This window comes from Flavobacterium daejeonense DSM 17708, from assembly GCF_000425425.1.
Classification (GTDB): domain Bacteria; phylum Bacteroidota; class Bacteroidia; order Flavobacteriales; family Flavobacteriaceae; genus Flavobacterium; species Flavobacterium daejeonense.
Genome location: NZ_AUDK01000023.1, coordinates 25,548 through 42,816, shown reverse-complemented (window position 1 = coordinate 42,816; position 17,269 = coordinate 25,548). Strand labels below are relative to the sequence as shown.

General features: G+C 33.6%; 9 protein-coding genes. All 9 read left to right on the top strand.

Translation table 11 applies throughout. The features are described from left to right. The first annotated feature begins 167 nt into the window (after positions 1-167). On the top strand, positions 168-2,705 hold the full coding sequence (locus tag H599_RS0114950; protein WP_026714866.1) for a GH32 C-terminal domain-containing protein: 2,538 nt from the start codon (positions 168-170) through the stop codon (positions 2,703-2,705). Positions 2,706-3,238: 533 nt separating this feature from the next. After that, on the top strand, positions 3,239-4,558 hold the full coding sequence (locus H599_RS0114940) for a sugar porter family MFS transporter (protein ID WP_026714865.1): 1,320 nt from the start codon (positions 3,239-3,241) through the stop codon (positions 4,556-4,558). A gap of 49 nt (positions 4,559-4,607) precedes the next feature. Next, positions 4,608-6,155, top strand: coding sequence for a glycoside hydrolase family 32 protein (locus H599_RS19865; RefSeq protein ID WP_245600527.1), 1,548 nt, complete (start codon positions 4,608-4,610; stop codon positions 6,153-6,155). 73 nt (positions 6,156-6,228) lie between these two features. After that, positions 6,229-9,324 carry a SusC/RagA family TonB-linked outer membrane protein gene (locus H599_RS0114930; RefSeq protein ID WP_081810579.1) on the top strand — a complete coding sequence of 1,032 codons (3,096 nt, stop codon included), beginning with the start codon at positions 6,229-6,231 and terminating at the stop codon, positions 9,322-9,324. Positions 9,325-9,328: 4 nt separating this feature from the next. After that, complete coding sequence (locus H599_RS0114925) at positions 9,329-11,029, top strand: RagB/SusD family nutrient uptake outer membrane protein (RefSeq protein ID WP_035141732.1); 1,701 nt, start codon at positions 9,329-9,331, stop codon at positions 11,027-11,029. 46 nt (positions 11,030-11,075) lie between these two features. Next, entirely contained in the window at positions 11,076-12,815 is a 1,740-nt protein-coding gene (locus tag H599_RS0114920; protein WP_162174266.1) for a DUF5018 domain-containing protein, read from the top strand. A gap of 10 nt (positions 12,816-12,825) precedes the next feature. Continuing rightward, positions 12,826-13,929: a DUF4960 domain-containing protein gene (locus H599_RS0114915; RefSeq protein ID WP_026714861.1), complete on the top strand. Its 1,104-nt coding sequence runs from the start codon at positions 12,826-12,828 to the stop codon at positions 13,927-13,929. A 59-nt stretch (positions 13,930-13,988) separates the two neighbouring features. Beyond that, positions 13,989-14,885, top strand: a complete 897-nt coding sequence (locus tag H599_RS0114910) for a carbohydrate kinase family protein (protein ID WP_026714860.1) — start codon at positions 13,989-13,991, stop codon at positions 14,883-14,885. Between the two features lie 31 nt (positions 14,886-14,916). Then, a complete protein-coding gene (locus H599_RS19860; protein WP_051590761.1) occupies positions 14,917-17,097 on the top strand; it encodes a GH32 C-terminal domain-containing protein in 2,181 nt (726 codons plus the stop codon). Positions 17,098-17,269 lie beyond the last annotated feature (172 nt).

The window sequence follows — 17,269 nt, the reverse complement described above, 5'->3', positions numbered from 1 at the left end:
GTAACAAAATTATAAAGTATTCATTTTTCTTTTAGTTAAGTATGGAATTTTTTTTATAAGTTATTGTAAATTAAATAATTATATTTTGTTTTTTTAAATTATAAACTCAGTAACAATACTTAAATAGGCAGATAGACTTCTTCATTATTTTTATTAAAAAAAATGATATGAAAAAGTATATTTTGGTCGTTACAACGGCTGTTTTAATTTTTAGTTGTAAATCGAAAAGAGACACAACCACAGATCCTCCTGTAACTCCCCCTGTAAATTCTACCAGCGAGTTACTATTATTTAAATTTAATGAAAGTACAGGACAAACGCTTTCTGAAAGTAAAACAAATACCTCGTTTAGTATTAATGGACCGTCTGGTTCAGCCGAACGGATTAACGGTTTAGAAGGCAAAGCATTACGAACTAACGGTTATTACGGATGGGCTACAGGAAAAGTAAATGTAACTTTTCCAAGTAATAAGGTTTGTATTAGCGGATGGGTAGCTCCGGCTGCATTTCCGGTTCAAAGAAAAGATTTAGATCAATTATCAGATAATACCAATGCTTCCATATTTTCCAATGTTAATCCATACAGTAATTCCGGAGCTGCTTTAGGAATTGATCAGTGGGGAAGGATAATTGGGCAATTTAAAGTAGGTACAGAAGTAATTCAAATTGTTTCCGATCAGCAAGTTCCTCTTAAAAAGTGGAGTTTTATTGCATTAAATATAAATTCATTGTCAGGAACAGCTTCTCTTTATCTTAATGGAAGTAAAATTAAAACGTTGACGTATGCGTTTGGTAATCTATTGTGGGATAAAAACGCAACGGTTTACATAGGCAAAGAATCTAAAACTAAAATGGTTGCCGGTTTTGATACCAATGGGCTGACAGGGGCTATTGATCAGGTAGCTTTATGGAATAAAGATTTGACAGATACTGAAATTTTAAATGAATATAATAAAATGACGCTTTCAGATCCGGATTTAAGAATTCCGCTTACCGAGCGTTATGCGAATGATAATCACCGACCTAAATATCATTTGGTGCCTTCAGCAGCCTGGACTAATGAATCGCACGGATTAATGTATGTGGGAGGGAAATACCATATTTTTAGCCAACGTAATTATAATGGTCCTTATTTAGAACATATTAATTGGGGACATTATATAAGTAGCGATATGGTTTCCTGGGAAGAAAAAACACAAGTTTTATGGCCACAACCAGGATTTGATGAAGTGGGTATTTGGTCTGGACATGCTGTGGTTAAAAATGGTACTCCTTATGTTTTTTATACAGGTGTAAACAAAGCAAGAGCGGCAATAGGATTGGCAACTTCAAATGCACCTTATGACAGCTGGACTAAAAATGGGAATCCAATTATTGCAGGCGTACCAACAACTATTGCCAATGCAGATTTCAGAGATCCTTTTGTATTTCAAAATAATTTAGATTGGTACATGATGGTAGGTACAGGTTTAAGAAATGGAACAGCCAGAGGTGGATTATTTTTATACAAATCTCTTTCTGATGATTTTAAGCAATGGACACAACAAGGAACCATGTTGGAAGGAAATCCAACTGTAGATGGAACGGGAGATTTTTGGGAAATGCCGGTTTATTATAATTTTGGTTTCAAATCAGTTTTGTTAGTGAATAAGTTACCGGAGGCAAATGCCTTGTATTGGACAGGAACATTTGATGGTTCTAAATTTATCAAAGACAATCCGGTGCCTCAAAAATTAGAAGTTATAAATCATTTATTATCACCTTCCATTTGTCCTGATGCCAATGGTAAATTAACTGCCATCGGAATCATTCCGGATCATGTTTCATCCGAAAAAAACAAGCAACAAGGTTGGGCGCATGTGTTTAGTTTACCCAGAGTTTGGACTTTAGTTAATGGTAAAATTGTACAAGTGCCCCATCCAAACGTATTAAGTCTAAGAGGAATTTCAAAAAATTTTACCAATGTTTCTTTTAATCAAAGTAGTTCAAACGTCTTAAACGGTGCCAGCGGGAACCAATATGAAATTGTAGCAACAATCGATCCGGGTACAGCTACTAAAGTAGGTTTTTCGTTGATGTCTAATTTGAGTATTAATGAGCAAACACTTGTTTATTATGATATGACTACCAAAAGTTTTGTTGTGGACAGAAGTAAATCTTCGATTTTGAACGATGTGCCTAAATCGATTCAAAGTTCAAATTATGAATTACCTGCAGGGGATATCAGATGGAGAATTTTTGTGGATGCATCCGTAATAGAGGTGTTTGTAAATGAGGAATTAGCTTTTGCAACACGATCTTTTCCTTCTGAAGGCAGTAATCAAATTGATTTATATGCTCAGGGAGGAACAGCAGTAGCTAAAGATTTAAAAATTTACAATATTCAAGGCGGAGGCACTGCATCAGTGGCTAAGTTTGATGATACCAAGGAAGATATTCTGCATCCGGTAGTTTATCCTAATCCCTCTTCGAGTGATTTTAATTTTAAATTTAATACTGTTCAAAAAGATTTATATGTTGCAGCATATATATTCGATATTAACGGGTTTCCAATAAGAAAAATAGAGAAGCTGCTTAGCTTAGAAAATGATATTGTGAAATGGGATGGGATTACGGATAATGGAATGAAAGCCAGAGAAGGGGTTTATTTGATAAAAGGTTTTGTCGGAAATAAGTTGTTTGATGCAAAAATTATTATCAATTAAAGTGTTTTGTTTTACGGTTATAAACAGTTTTTTTTAAAATTGTAGTGTTTAATAATAGTTAAGTGTTTAGTAGAAGCGGATTATACAGGGTATAATCCGCTTTTTTTTACCAATAAATCATTAGTATATTTTTTAGTGAAGCACTTATTCATTTAAGCAAAGATTAAAGTTTTTTTCGATTTGAAATTTGGTCAAAACACGGTGAAATTAAAGTTTTTTATAGTCGAAATAAAATGGTTTTGAGTGGAATTAGTCAGGAATTGTCTAAATATTTAAGTTTTAAAAAATGAAATCTTTAATTTTTATTAGAATAAATTATGGATATTGTTTTTAATTATTTTTTTATTGTTCGAATACTATATTTTTTGGTATCAAAATTAGAATTTTCATTTTTTAATTTCATTTTTTATTAGGTTAAGGTGTTGCAAACAAAGGGTTTGTGTTTTTGGAAACAAAAATGGAGAAATATGCAACAAATCAAAAATGCTTCCTGATGTTTGATTTGGATATTTGGATAATTAAAATATCTGAATATGAATAAGAAAATATTTAAGTGGTCTATTATTGCATCCTTCGCAGGATTTTTATTTGGTTTTGATACCGTAGTTATATCGGGAGCAGATAAAACATTACAAGAGTTGTGGCATTCGAGTGATTTTTTTCATGGTTCTGTAGTAATGGCAATGGCATTATGGGGTACTGTTATAGGTGCAATTTTTGGGGGAATCCCAACGAATCAATTGGGCAGAAAGAAAACGCTGCTAATTATAGGAATTTTGTTTTCAATTTCTGCAGCAGGAACAGCATTGGCGAACAATCCATTTGTGTTTGCCTTTTTTAGATTTATTGGAGGATTGGGTATTGGAGTTTCAACAATTGCAGCACCAGCATACATTTCTGAAATTTCTCCGGCTAAGGATAGAGGAACCTTAGTGGGCTTATATCAATTTAATATTGTACTGGGAATTCTTTGTGCATTTTTATCTAATTATTTGTTGAGTGACGTAGGAGTTAATGCCTGGAGATGGATGCTGGGAGTACAGATATTTCCATCTGTTTTATATTCGGTAATGGCATTTACAATTCCTGAAAGTCCAAGATGGTTGTTTACTAAATATAAGGCAGATGAAGCCCGAATTATATTTGACAAAATTGGTTCTAAAGAAGATGTTCAGTCTATTATGGACGAATTGCAAAAGAATAGTTCTAATAGCGCTTCGCATGAAAATATTTTTATCAAAAAATACCGCTTCCAATTGATTTTGGTTTTTTTGATTGCCGCTTTTAATCAATTGTCAGGGATTAATGCCTTTTTATATTATGCACCCAGAATTTTTGAAGAAGCTGGATTAGGAGCAAAAACCGCCTTACTAAGCAGTATCGGTATTGGTTTTATAAATTTACTATTTACTCTTATCGGTGTCTATCTGATAGACAGATTGGGAAGAAAAAAGCTCATGTTTTTTGGTTCGATAGGTTATATTTTCTCTCTTTCCATGGTAGCTGCTTCATTTTATTTAGGATGGACAGGAATGGCGGTACCCATTTTTCTTTTTGTTTTTATTGCCGCACATGCCATTGGCCAGGGAGCGGTTATCTGGGTATTTATTTCTGAAATTTTCCCTAATCATTTAAGAGCTTCCGGACAATCTTTTGGCAGTTCCGTTCATTGGGTTTTAGCAGCCATTATTCCTTCTATGGTACCTATTCTTTTTACCAATTTCGGGGTAGGAAATGTGTTTCTGTTTTTTGCCATAATGATGGTGTTTCAATTGCTATTTGTGCTTTTTATGATGCCGGAAACTAAAGGAATCTCTTTAGAAGAAGTTAGTGAAGTGTTGGTTAACAAATAAAAGTATTAACATGAATACCAAAGAGTTTTTAAAGAAAATTTATTGTCTTATGTTTTCAATTGCTATGCTAAGTTGTAATACTGCGCAACTAAAAAAGGATTCGATACTTTCAAATGAGGAATTATACCGGCCTAATTTCCATTTTACTCCTAAAAGTGGATGGATGAACGACCCAAACGGTATGTTTTTTTACAAAGGATTATACCATTTATTTTATCAGTATTACCCGGATGATACCGTATGGGGGCCTATGCATTGGGGGCATGCAACAAGTAAAGACATGATAACCTGGAATGAGCAAAAAATAGCATTATATCCGGATGCTAAAGGTTATATATTTTCAGGAAGTGCTGTAGTTGACCGTAATAATACTTCGGGATTAGGCAGTTTGCAAAATCCTCCAATTGTAGCGATGTACACCAATCATGATGTTCAGAGCGAAAAAGAAGGAAATATGGATTATCAAACGCAGGCAATTGCCTATTCGTTGGACGAAGGAATGACTTGGACAAAATACAGTAAAAATCCGGTAATTAAGAACCCAAATCTTAAACATTTCAGAGATCCAAAGATGATTTGGGATGAAATTCATAAGCAATGGATTGTAGTTATTGCGGCTGATATTGAAACTAAAATTTATCGTTCTTCTAATCTAATTGATTGGGAATTTGCTTCTGCTTTCGGAAAAGATTTAGGTGTTCATGGGGCACCTTGGGAATGTCCTGATTTTTTTCCAATAAAAGTAGAAGGAACTGATGAATTAAAATGGGTATTGCTACAAAGTATTAATCCCGGAGGGCCTAATGGAGGATCTGCAACACAATATTTTGTAGGTGATTTTGATGGAAAAACTTTTTCTGTTGACAATAGTTTTCTAAATGATTTGAAAAAAGTTCAAGCACTATGGGTAGATTATGGAAAGGATAATTATGCAGGAGTAACCTGGTCCAATATTCCGGATAAAGATGGTCGAAAATTATTCATTGGCTGGATGAGTAATTGGCAATATGCTAGTAAAGTTCCAACTAAAGTATGGAGGAGTGCCATGACAATTCCAAGAGAGTTGAAGCTTATCAAAAATGAAGGTCATTACAGAATAGTTTCTTTGCCGGTAAAAGAATTGGATAAGTATATTTCTAAAACACTTCAAAAAGATAAGATTGTTGTAAATGAGAATCAGATTATTGTAGATAATTCTACTGCGGATATGTCTAAACTGGATATTAGTTTTACAGTTGCGGATATTAAAGTGAATGATAATTATGATTTCGTTCTTTCTAATAATCAGAATAATGCACTGCATTTTGGAATTAATAAAAAAGAAAACATCTTCTATATTGACAGAAAAAAAGTCAGTCAGCATTCCTTTTCCGATGACTTTACAAAGAAAGTTTCTACGGCACCCATAATTACTGATTTCTCTTCCATTCAAGTGAGATTAATTATTGATAAAACCTCCATTGAAATATTTTATGATAATGGAACAACAGTAATGACTGAAATATTTTTCCCGGATTTTCCAATGGAATCGCTTTCGGTTGTTAAAACAAATTCAAATTTTGAACTAAACAACGTAATCATAAACCAATTTAAGTAATGAATAAAAGCAAGCAAACTAAAAACAACTAAAAAGCAAATCAAATTAACTAAAAACCAAAACAATTAAAAGTATGAAAATCAAGTGTTTTAAAACCAAGAAAAGTATAATCACTTTGTGTTTATTTTTCTTTGGGCTTCTTGTTTCAGCGCAACAATCCCAAATAAGCGGGATGGTTTTAGCTGATGATGGTCAACCTTTACCCGGAGCAACTGTTCTTGTAAAGGAAACATCCAAAAGTGTGGTGACTGACTTTGATGGGAAGTTTCAAATAAAAGCCAATGAAGGACAGACACTCGTTGTCTCTTTTATTGGATTTACGGACAATAAAATTGTTATTAGCTCTAAAAAAAGTTATACAATAACTTTAAAATCTACTTCAAATGACCTTAATGAAGTGGTAGTTACAGGATATTCAAAAGAAAAGAAGAAAGACATCACAGGTGCGGTTTCTATTGTTGCTGTAGCCGATTTAGATAAGGTAGCAACACCTAATGTGATTAGTAAATTACAATCCAGAGTTCCAGGTTTAACATTTACATCCTCCGGAGTTCCCGGTGGAAATGATACCCAGATTTCGATAAGAGGTCTTACTTCGGTATTTGGAGGAACAGGACCATTATGGGTAATTGATGGAGTTCAAACGAATTCACCGGCAGGATTAAACCCTAATGATATTGAAAGTATTCAGGTTTTGAAAGATGCTGCTTCAGCCGGTATTTATGGTACAGAGGCGGCCAAAGGAGTTATTATTGTAACTACTAAACAGGCCAAAGCCGGTGTGCAAAAAATAACTCTTGACAGTCGTTTTACCATTAATAAAATTCGAGATAATTTTAATGTGTTAAGTGCTCAGGAATGGTTGGACATTCGGTATAAAGCACAAGGGAATTTACCGGTAGCAGCAGGAAATTTTGCTTATTCACCAGGAAATCCACTTCCGGAATTTTTAGATGCCAATCAAAATTTACGATTATCAAATACCAATTGGGTTGACGTGATTTCTAGAAATTCTATTTCGACAACTACTGATTTTGGGTATTCGTTTGCTAATAACAAATGGAAAATATTTACCGGTTTAGGTTATGCCAAAGATGAAGGGGTAATTAGATATACCTATTATGAAAGAGCTAATTTCAGATTGAATTCAAGTGTTAAATTGTTTAAAGACAAATTAACTCTTGGAGAAAATCTTACGGTTGTAAATTTTCAGGAGGTAAAAGGAAATTCTATGGAAGATGCCTTGTTGCAGAATCCTTTAATCCCTGTTTATGGTGAAGATGGAACCTGGGGTGGACCTACAGGTAGTGGTTTACAAGATAAATGGAATCCACTTGCTATTTTATATATAAATAAAGATAATGTTCAAAAAACGTGGAGAAGCTTTGGTAACGTTTATGCTGATTTAAATATTATAGAAGGTTTAACTTTTAGCTCAAAATTAAACTTTGACATTAATAGATACAAGTATAATGAACATACAGCTGCCTTTAATCAAAACGGAAGTATTTTAGGAAATAGAGTGTTGTTAGGAGGAGAGGAGTTTGCCAGATATGCCAGAAACAGAAATAATTCGGATACATTTATATTGACCAATTTGGTGAATTACACCGCTAAGTTTGGAGAGCATTCTTTAAATGCTTTCGCGGGGTATGAAGTGTACAAAAAAGATCAGGAAAACAATTATTATCGTATCCAGGTTCCTTATGGCACCAAAGTAGATTTTGAAAACATTAATCAATACGACATTATTGCCGACTCCAGTATTTTGGATGCCTATGGAATAGGTCCCGATAGCAGGAGAGAATCCATGTTTGCAAAAGTGAATTACGATTTTGCTAGTAAGTATTATGTATCGGCCAGTGTTCGTCGAGATGGTTCTTCACGTTTTGGTAAAAATAATCGTTATGCTGTTTTTCCTACTGCTTCTGCTGGTTGGACATTAAGTAATGAAAAGTTTTTAGAAAATTCTTCTTTCATTGATAATTTGAAATTAAGAGCTTCCTGGGGAGGAAATGGTAATGCCGATATCCTAGAATATGCCCAATATTCTATTTTTAATAATGCATTGGAAAATAGTAATTATGATTTGAATGGTGGTGGTAGCGGACCAATAAGTACGGGAGTTTCTGCAAATCAAGTAGGTAATCCAAATTTAAAATGGGAACAATCTTATCAGACTAACTTAGGATTGGATTTAGATCTTTTTAATAAGCGACTCAATTTTGTAGTTGACGTCTATGAAAAGAAAACTTCTGATTTGTTATTGCAAATAGTACAGCCTAGTGTTTTAGGTGAAGCCGGAAAAACTTTATTCTTCAATGCCGGTGATATGACGAACCGCGGAATTGATATGGTGTTAGGCTACAATTCAAAATCTCAAAATGATTTTAAATACGGTGCTACAGTGACATTTTCCAGATATAAAAATAAAATCACCAGATTAAATAACTCAGATAATTTTATTTTAAATGGGATTTCATATACTGGTATTGGACATCCTATAGGTTCTTATTATGGCTATGTTGCTGATGGAATTTTTAGAACTCCGGAAGAAGTAGCCGTTCATGCTGAACAAACAGGAAAAGCCCTTGGTAACATCAGGTATAGAGATTTAAATGGCGATGGAGTTATTAATCAGGATGACAGAACTATTATTGGAAATCCACATCCGGATTTTACTTATGGAATCAATTTATCAGCCAGTTACAAACAATGGGATTTGAATTTATTCTTTGATGGAGTTCAAGGAAATGACATGTACAATGCGCAGAGAGAGATGCTTGATTTTGCTTATTTTGGATTCAATCATGGTAAGAATACTCTTGATGCTTGGTCACCGGAAAATGCTAATTCAAATGTTCCGGCTTTGAGTACCACCGATACTAATGATCAAAAAAGAGCATCTACTTATTTTGTTGAAGACGGATCGTTTTTCCGATTGAAAAATATAAATCTGTCGTATAGTTTTAATCAAACAAAAATAAAATCGATTGGATTATCTGCCGCTAAAGTTTATTTACAGGCAGAAAATATTTTTACAATTACCCCATTCTCTGGATTTGATTATGAAGTACCAGGATTGAGCAGAACAGGTATTGGTATTGCCGGTATGGGTGTTTATCCGCATACTAAAACATTCAGTTTTGGATTTAACTTACAATTTTAAGAAGATGAAAAAAATAAAAATTTATATAGTAATTGTCGGGCTTTCACTTGGTGTAGGCTCCTGTCAGGCAGATTTTTTAGATGTAGCTCCGGAAAATGTTATTTCCGAAAATAATTTAGACCTAGAACAATTAGTTGTAAGTGCTTATAGTACTTTAGATTACCGATTTAATACGGGTGAGTTTAGAGATAACTGGCCATTTGATCACGCTCCTTCTAACTGGTGTTTTTCTGATATTAGAAGCGGAGATTCTTATAAAGGAGGTGGAGGCGTAGGTGATAATCCGGGAGGAGGAATGCACGGTCTTGAAATCCAACAGGTGTTTTCGTCTTCCGAAAATGTTTATAACCTTTGGAGAGCACTTTATTTTTCAATAAACAGAGTAAATAGTGCCATTATAGCATTAAAAAACAATTCTGACTTTGAAAATAAAGACCTAAGAATTGCCGAAATGAAAGTGTTGCGAGCTCACTTTTATTTTGAGTTAATGAAAAATTTTGGCTCATTTGTTTATATCGATGAAAATACTCCAATCGAAAAAGTTACTAGTATCGAAAATTCGTTTGATACTGCATTTTTATGGGGAAAAATTGAGAAAGATTTAACGGATGCAATTCCGGTATTACCACCTACGCAAACGGAGTTAGGTCGAGTTAATAAATTGGTTGCTTATGCTTTTTTAGCAAAAGCCAATTTGTTTCAAAAAAAATGGGATCAGGTAATTATAAATGCTGACAAGGTTATTGAAGGGCCTTATAGTTTAGTGAGTGATTTAGAAAAATTATATTCCTCTCCTGGCTATGGTAACCCCGAAAATGTATTTGCTATTCAATATTCTGTGAATGACGGATCTGAATTTGGAAATTTAAATTTTGGAGATTTAATAAACTCTCCTGATTCTCCATCAGATGACCCTAATCATCCTTACTTAAACGGAGATGATTTTGATAAACCAACTCAAAATATTGTGAATGCTTTCAAAGTAGATAATGCTGGTTTGCCATTATTAGATTCATATAATAATTCAGATTTAGCCCCTACAGATGTAACAACTCCTGTAGATCCACGACTGGATCTTTCGATAGGTCGTCCGGGAATTACCTGGAAAAAATGGCAAGCGATGCCACAACAAACCAATTGGAGCAGAGATCCTGCAACATATGGATTATATCTAAGAAAGAAAAACCAAATAGATCCTTATTCTGATTTGAGAGCTTCCGGAGGTTTCCCTTGGGCGAAAGGAGCTTTGGATTGGCCAATCATAAAAATAAGCGATGTAATGCTGTGGAAAGCCGAAGCCTCCATCGAATTGAATGATATTGGAACAGGGATGACCATTATCAATCAAATTCGAAACAGAGCTAAAAATTCGCCTTATATATATGATTTTAATAATCAAAATATTAATGCAGCTAACTATTCCATTGGTTTATATCCAACAACAGGGATTTCAAAATCTTTTGCAGTTAAGGCCTTGCGAATGGAAAGAAGACTGGAACTGCATAACGAAGGTCATCATTTTTATGATTTAGTAAGATGGGGTATCGCTTCAACCTGGATTAATGATTACATGCTTAAAGAAAGTGCTAAACGCAAATACTATAGTGGTGCAACCTTTACGGAAGGCAGAGATGAATACTTGCCAATTCCTCAAATAGAAATTGATGCCTCAGGAGGTGTTTACAAACAAAGAACAGGCTATTAAAACCATATTAATAAATTATTTGTTGTATCAATTAAAAGGAAATACTATGAAAAATATATCTAAAATGATTAAAATGATTCCAACACTTTTTTTTGGAATATCATTTATTTTACTTACAACAGTAGGCTGTGAGGACACAATTAAATTTAATGACAATGTTCCTGATTATACCCATTCTATAATTAGAGATTTTAAAGTTGGGGAACAATCCGCTAATATAAGTCATACTAATGCGGTTATTACTTTTACGCTGCCAGCTGGAACAGATTTGACTGCAGTTCCGGTAGAAATGAGCCTGCCTGAGGGAGCAACGGTAGAACCAGCATCAGGTAGTGTGGTTGATTTTTCTTCCGGACCGGTAATTTTTACTGTAACAAACAATGGTATTTCCAGAGAATATACTGCAAATGTGGCTGCTTATGGAGATCCAAAAATGTTGTCATTCTCTATTGGAACAAATGTAGGTGTTATCGATGAAGACAAAGGAACTATTGATGTGACTGTAGGTAGTACAGAAGATATTAAAAAATTAGTGCCTAGTTACATTATTCCAAAAGGGACTACTGCAAGCCCTCAATCGGGTATAGCTCAGGATTTCACCAATCCGGTAAAATATACAATTGTTTCTAATGATGGTTTTACAGGGAAAAGTTATTATGTAAAAGTAAAACAATTGCCAGCTCCTTATGTAACTAGTTTTAAAACGGGTACAGATATTTGTAGCATTACCGGAATTGTAGATAATGATGCGTCAACTATTATTATGGATTTCCCTTCCGGATCTAATTTATCAGCGATAACACCGATTATTACAGTTACAGAAGGATCAACAATTTCACCTAATACAGGAGTGGTTCAAAATTTCGCTAACGGACCAATAAATTATACGGTTACAAACGTTGAGGGATTAACTAAAACTTATGCAGTTACGGCTAGAATTATCAACTCAACAAAAAAGATTGCTTTTATCAGTGGTGCGAGTTGTGTTGAAAGTATCAGCGAACCAGACACAAAGGCAGCTGCTTTATGGTTGAAACAAAATTATGCCGAAGACTTTGTTTATATGCAAGCTAGTAATTTAACAGCGCAATCTTTAGCTAATACTAAAGTTGTGTTATTGTATTGGGATAATGTAGGGACTCAAAATATGCCGGATACACCATCAGGTATAACTTCAAGTCAAATTAATATCATCAACGATTATTATAAAGCGGGTGGAGGATTGATAGTAGAAGGTTTTGGAATAAATCTTTTAGATGAAATTGGTCGTATTAAAATAGGAAGTACTGTTTTTGCCAATAATGGAGGAAATACTGGGGTTGTAGGCGGACAAAATCTGGATGCCTGGGGATTAAGAGGTTCTTATTCTGCTTCTTCGCCAAGTGCTTCTGCCAATCATCCATTATTGGTTGGTTTAACCAAAGGTTCAACAGATTATTATCCAATGAACAATGCCAAGTATAAAGAAGATAGAAATTTCGGAATTGATTTTGGTACTTATGATAGTGCATTTACAAAATCACAATGTTCAGAAGACAGAGCTTTAGAATTTGAAGCAGCTACTAACAGTATTTTGATAAGATGGTACGAGTGGTTAGACGCCAGAGGATGTGGAATTGGTTTAGCTGAGTTCAAACCTCAAGGAGTTTACCAAGGAACCATGATTGTTAATACAGGTGGTTGGTTAGAATGGAGTATGGCTGATAATAATGGAGCAGTGAATGATTTCCAGAGTAATATTTATCGTTTACATAAAAATGCAATTGAATATTTATTAAGCAAATAATAGAATTATCATGAAAAAAATAGTTATAAAATCATTACTGATTGTGACCCTGTTTATGGGGTTACAATCATGTGATGAACGAGAAAATTATACGGATGGCCCCAAGGTTTTAGACATTGTTTCTACAGTGCAATTAAATGGTAAAGATGCTGAGGTAAATCATTTGAAAGGAAGTATTTCTGTTAGTTTACCTGGTGACACCGATTTAAGTAATGTGGCTTTCGATGCCGTTTTCCCAAACGGCGTGACTGTAATGCCTGAAACAGGAACAACTCTGGATTTGTCAAGTCCTGTAGATTTAGCTGTTAGTAATGGAGTTACTACAAGACATTATTTGATTTCAGCTAAATTATTACCGTCAAAAATTGCATTTTTAGGAGACGGGGCAACTCTTAACGATATTTCAGACGATGATGTAAAAGAGGCTGGACTTTGGGCACAACAAGTTTATGGTGATAAATTTATCTATATTCCTTATGATCAATTGACGGAAGGATCGTTAGATGGTGTTAATGTATTGTTTTATATGTATGATAACGTAGGTTCTACTGCGCAACCTGCCGCTCTTTTGGAACATCTTAATGTGATTTCAAAATTCTTTGTTCAGGGAGGTAAAATCGTTGCAGGAGGACATGGTACTGGTCTTGTCGAAGAATTAGGCAGAGATATGTCGGGGCTACGAAATATTTTAGGTTCAGGTACTGGAGGAGCAAATCCGGATACCTGGGGTGTAGGTTTTGCTAATTCTGAATTAGGGAATATTATCTCTCAAGGTTGTCAATTTTATGCAAATAGAATGGTTTATGTCATCAATTCAGGTTATAAAGAAGACCATAATGCACTTTGGAATTTAGGTTCTTTGGATGATCCAAAATTTGTAAGTTTTACAAACCTTTATGATGCTGAGGTAATTGGAGCATGGGATTGGGCTGTTGATGGACAAGGTTTTGGCGGAATTGTCTATTGGAAACCTAGTGGTAGATTTATGGGACATATTATCGCATTAGGAATTGGTGGAATGGAATGGCACATGAATGATAATAGAGTAAATCCGTATGCAAATAATGTAAGAACGATTTACAAAAATTCTATTGATTATTTAGGTTCTAAATAGTAGTTTGGTTAACTAGTGGTTTTATCGGGCAGGGTTTACCTGCCCTTTAATTTAAAGTTATGGAAAAAAAATATAAATTAAGTGTAGTTTGTTTTGGGGAAATTTTGTGGGATGTTTTTCCAACACATAAAAAAATTGGCGGAGCGCCTTTAAATGTTGCTTTAAGGATGAGGTCTTTAGGGGTTAATTCGTCTATTATCAGTAAAATTGGGAATGACGAAAACGGTAAAGAAATAGTTCAATATATTCAGAATAATAATATTAGTTCTGAATTAATTCAGGAAGATTCAGAGTATAAAACAGGTGTTGTTCACGTAATGATTAATGAAAAAGGGAATGCATCGTATGATATCCATTATCCATCGGCCTGGGATAAAATCGCGATTAATGAAAAAATGTTACAGCAGGTTAGTGAAGCTGATGCTTTCGTTTATGGAAGTTTAATTTGTAGAGATGAAATTTCAAGAGCAAGTTTGTTTGCTCTTTTGGATAAGGCAAAATATAAAATTTTAGATGCTAATTTAAGAGCGCCATATTACACCACTGATGTGTTAATTGAATTAATGAATAAAGCCGATTTCATTAAACTAAATGATGAAGAGTTGTTTGAAATAAGTAAAAAAATGGATTCTCCGTATAATTCTTTTGAACAAAATATTAAGTTCATAGCCGAAAAAACTAGTACAACTCAAATTTGTGTAACTAAAGGAGCTTTTGGTGCGGTTTTATTTAGCAATGGGAAATTTTATTATAATAGTGGTTATTTTGTAAATGTTGTGGATACTGTAGGAGCAGGAGATTCTTTTTTGGCAACATTAATTATCCGTTTACTCAGAGGAAAATCTCCTCAAAAATCGTTGAATTATGCCTGCGCAATTGGTGCTTTAGTAGCGGCCAGCGAAGGAGCAAATCCTAAAATATCTGAAAAAGAGATTAAGAAATTCATGATGATTTAATGTTTTGTTTTCAAAATTAAACCTGACAAAAATGATAAGAATAGTAACTGTTTTGTTAATTCAAATTTTGCTTGTTTCCTGTACTAAAGAATCAAAACCTCTTTACCAATGGTCTTTTAATGCCAATAAACTAAAATCAACAATTGAAAAAAATACAAAAACGGTTTATAAAATCCATAGTAATTTTGAGACTCCGGAATTTGTAAATGGGATTGAAGGCACTGCTTTACGTTTTGATGGTTATTCAACAGCCATTAAAGGGAATCTTTCACAGTCTTTAAATACCCCCAGCACAATCAGCGCATGGGTAGCTTTAGAAACATATCCCACCGACATTGCAAGCTTTTTTTCTCTAACTTTAGAAAATAATAAAGAAAATTGGATAGCAGCTGGATTAAATCAATTTGGTAACGCAGTAATAACTGTATCCATTAATGGAAATGAAAAACATTGTTTTTCAAAACAAATTTTTCCAAAATTTAAGTGGTTCAATGTGTCCATGACTGTAAATGAGGATAAGCTGCAATTGTTTATGAATGGAGTTAATAGTCTTAGTGTTTTAGTAAATGATTTGAATAGTCAAACAAGATTTAATGAATTGACTATCGGAGCTAATGTAAAAGAAAAATATTTAGATAATCGTTATCCTTTAACCCATATTAACGGTATTATAGATGAGGTCAAACTCTGGAATAAAGCTTTGGATTCTGATTACATTACAAAATTTGAGATTAAAAACAGAAGCAATCTAAAGGCTGTTTTAGCAATCCCTAAGTCCAGATTTAAAAAGAATTTCAATCGTCCTAAATACCATTTACTCCCTGCAGCAAATTGGACAAATGAAACACATGGTTTGGTATATTACAAAGGCAAATACCATATTTTTAATCAAAAGAATGGTGCAAATGTATTTTTAGGTCAAATAAATTGGGGACATTTTAGTAGTCCTGATTTAGTGCAGTGGACTGAGCACAAACCAGCCTTATCTCCTGAGGAAGCCTATGATCAAATTGGTATTTGGTCAGGACATGTTGTTAAAGATGATCAAGGAGTCCCGTTAATTGTTTATACAGGCGGAAATGAAAAAGTAAACGGAATGTGTCTTGCTTTTCCGGAGGATGATAATTTGATTAATTGGAAAAAATTTAAAGAAAATCCGGTTGTAAAAGGACCACCAACACAATACAGTCGTACCGATTTAAGGGATCCGTATATTTGGAAAGAAAAACAATACTGGTACATGACAGTAGGTTATGGGATAGTGGAAAATGGAGTTGAGAAAGGAGCTTTACTATTATATAAATCAACTGATTTAAAGAAATGGAAGTATTCACATCTTTTATATAAAGGAAATCCAAAAGTTGATGATTCAGGTATTTTTTGGGAAATGCCTGTTTTTTGGAAAATAAATGATAGATATATTTTAGCTGTTAATCCTACACCACATGATGGTAAACCGGCAATAAATTTATATTGGACTGGTGATTTTATAAACGAAAAATTTGTTCCTGATAGTAAGTTGCCTAAAAAGTTAGAAGTAATTAACAGGCTACTTTCCCCGTCAGTTTCTTTTGATAAAGAAGGCAATACTACTGCAATTGCAATTATTCCGGATTTAATTCCAAGTGAATTGCATTTACGACATGGCTGGGCACATTTGTATAGTATTCCAAGAATTTGGAAATTGAAAGATGGTGAAATTTACCAAACGCCACATCCGGCCTTAAATAAATTGAGGGATTCTTTAAAAACGTTTGAAAAAGTAAGTGTTAATGAGTCTGTTAATTTTAAAATTGGTCAAGGTCATCAAGTTGAAATAATTGCTGAAATTTTACCAAAGCAATCAAGTAAATTTGGTTTCTATATTGGTAAAAATCAAAAAAATGGAGAAGCAACAAAATTATGTTTTGATTTAAAAAAGAATCAATTAGTAATAGATCAATCTAAATCAAGTCAAACTGAATTAGTTCCTAAAAGAATTGAAATAGGAGAAATTAATATTAATAATAGTAAAACTGTAAAGATACATTTGTTTATTGATGGCTCAGTGATTGAAGGATTTATAAATGATAAAGAAGCTTTTACCACGCGAATTTTTCCTAAATTTAATAATAGTGATGAAATAGAAATATTTTCGGAGAATGGTTTTATTTTAATAAATAAACTTGATTTATGGCATTTGAAAGGGAATAATAATTTGATTGATTTTTGATCATAAAATATTCAGTAAGTGATGTTAGTTATTGAAAGTTGGTGCCCAAATTAGTTTGAAGATATATAAAATTCAATGCAGGATATTCGGTTCTGTCGCATCTGGTAATAACTTTTATCTTTATAACTTTAAACCGATCAAAAAATGAATACTAAAGGTCATTGTTATCCAA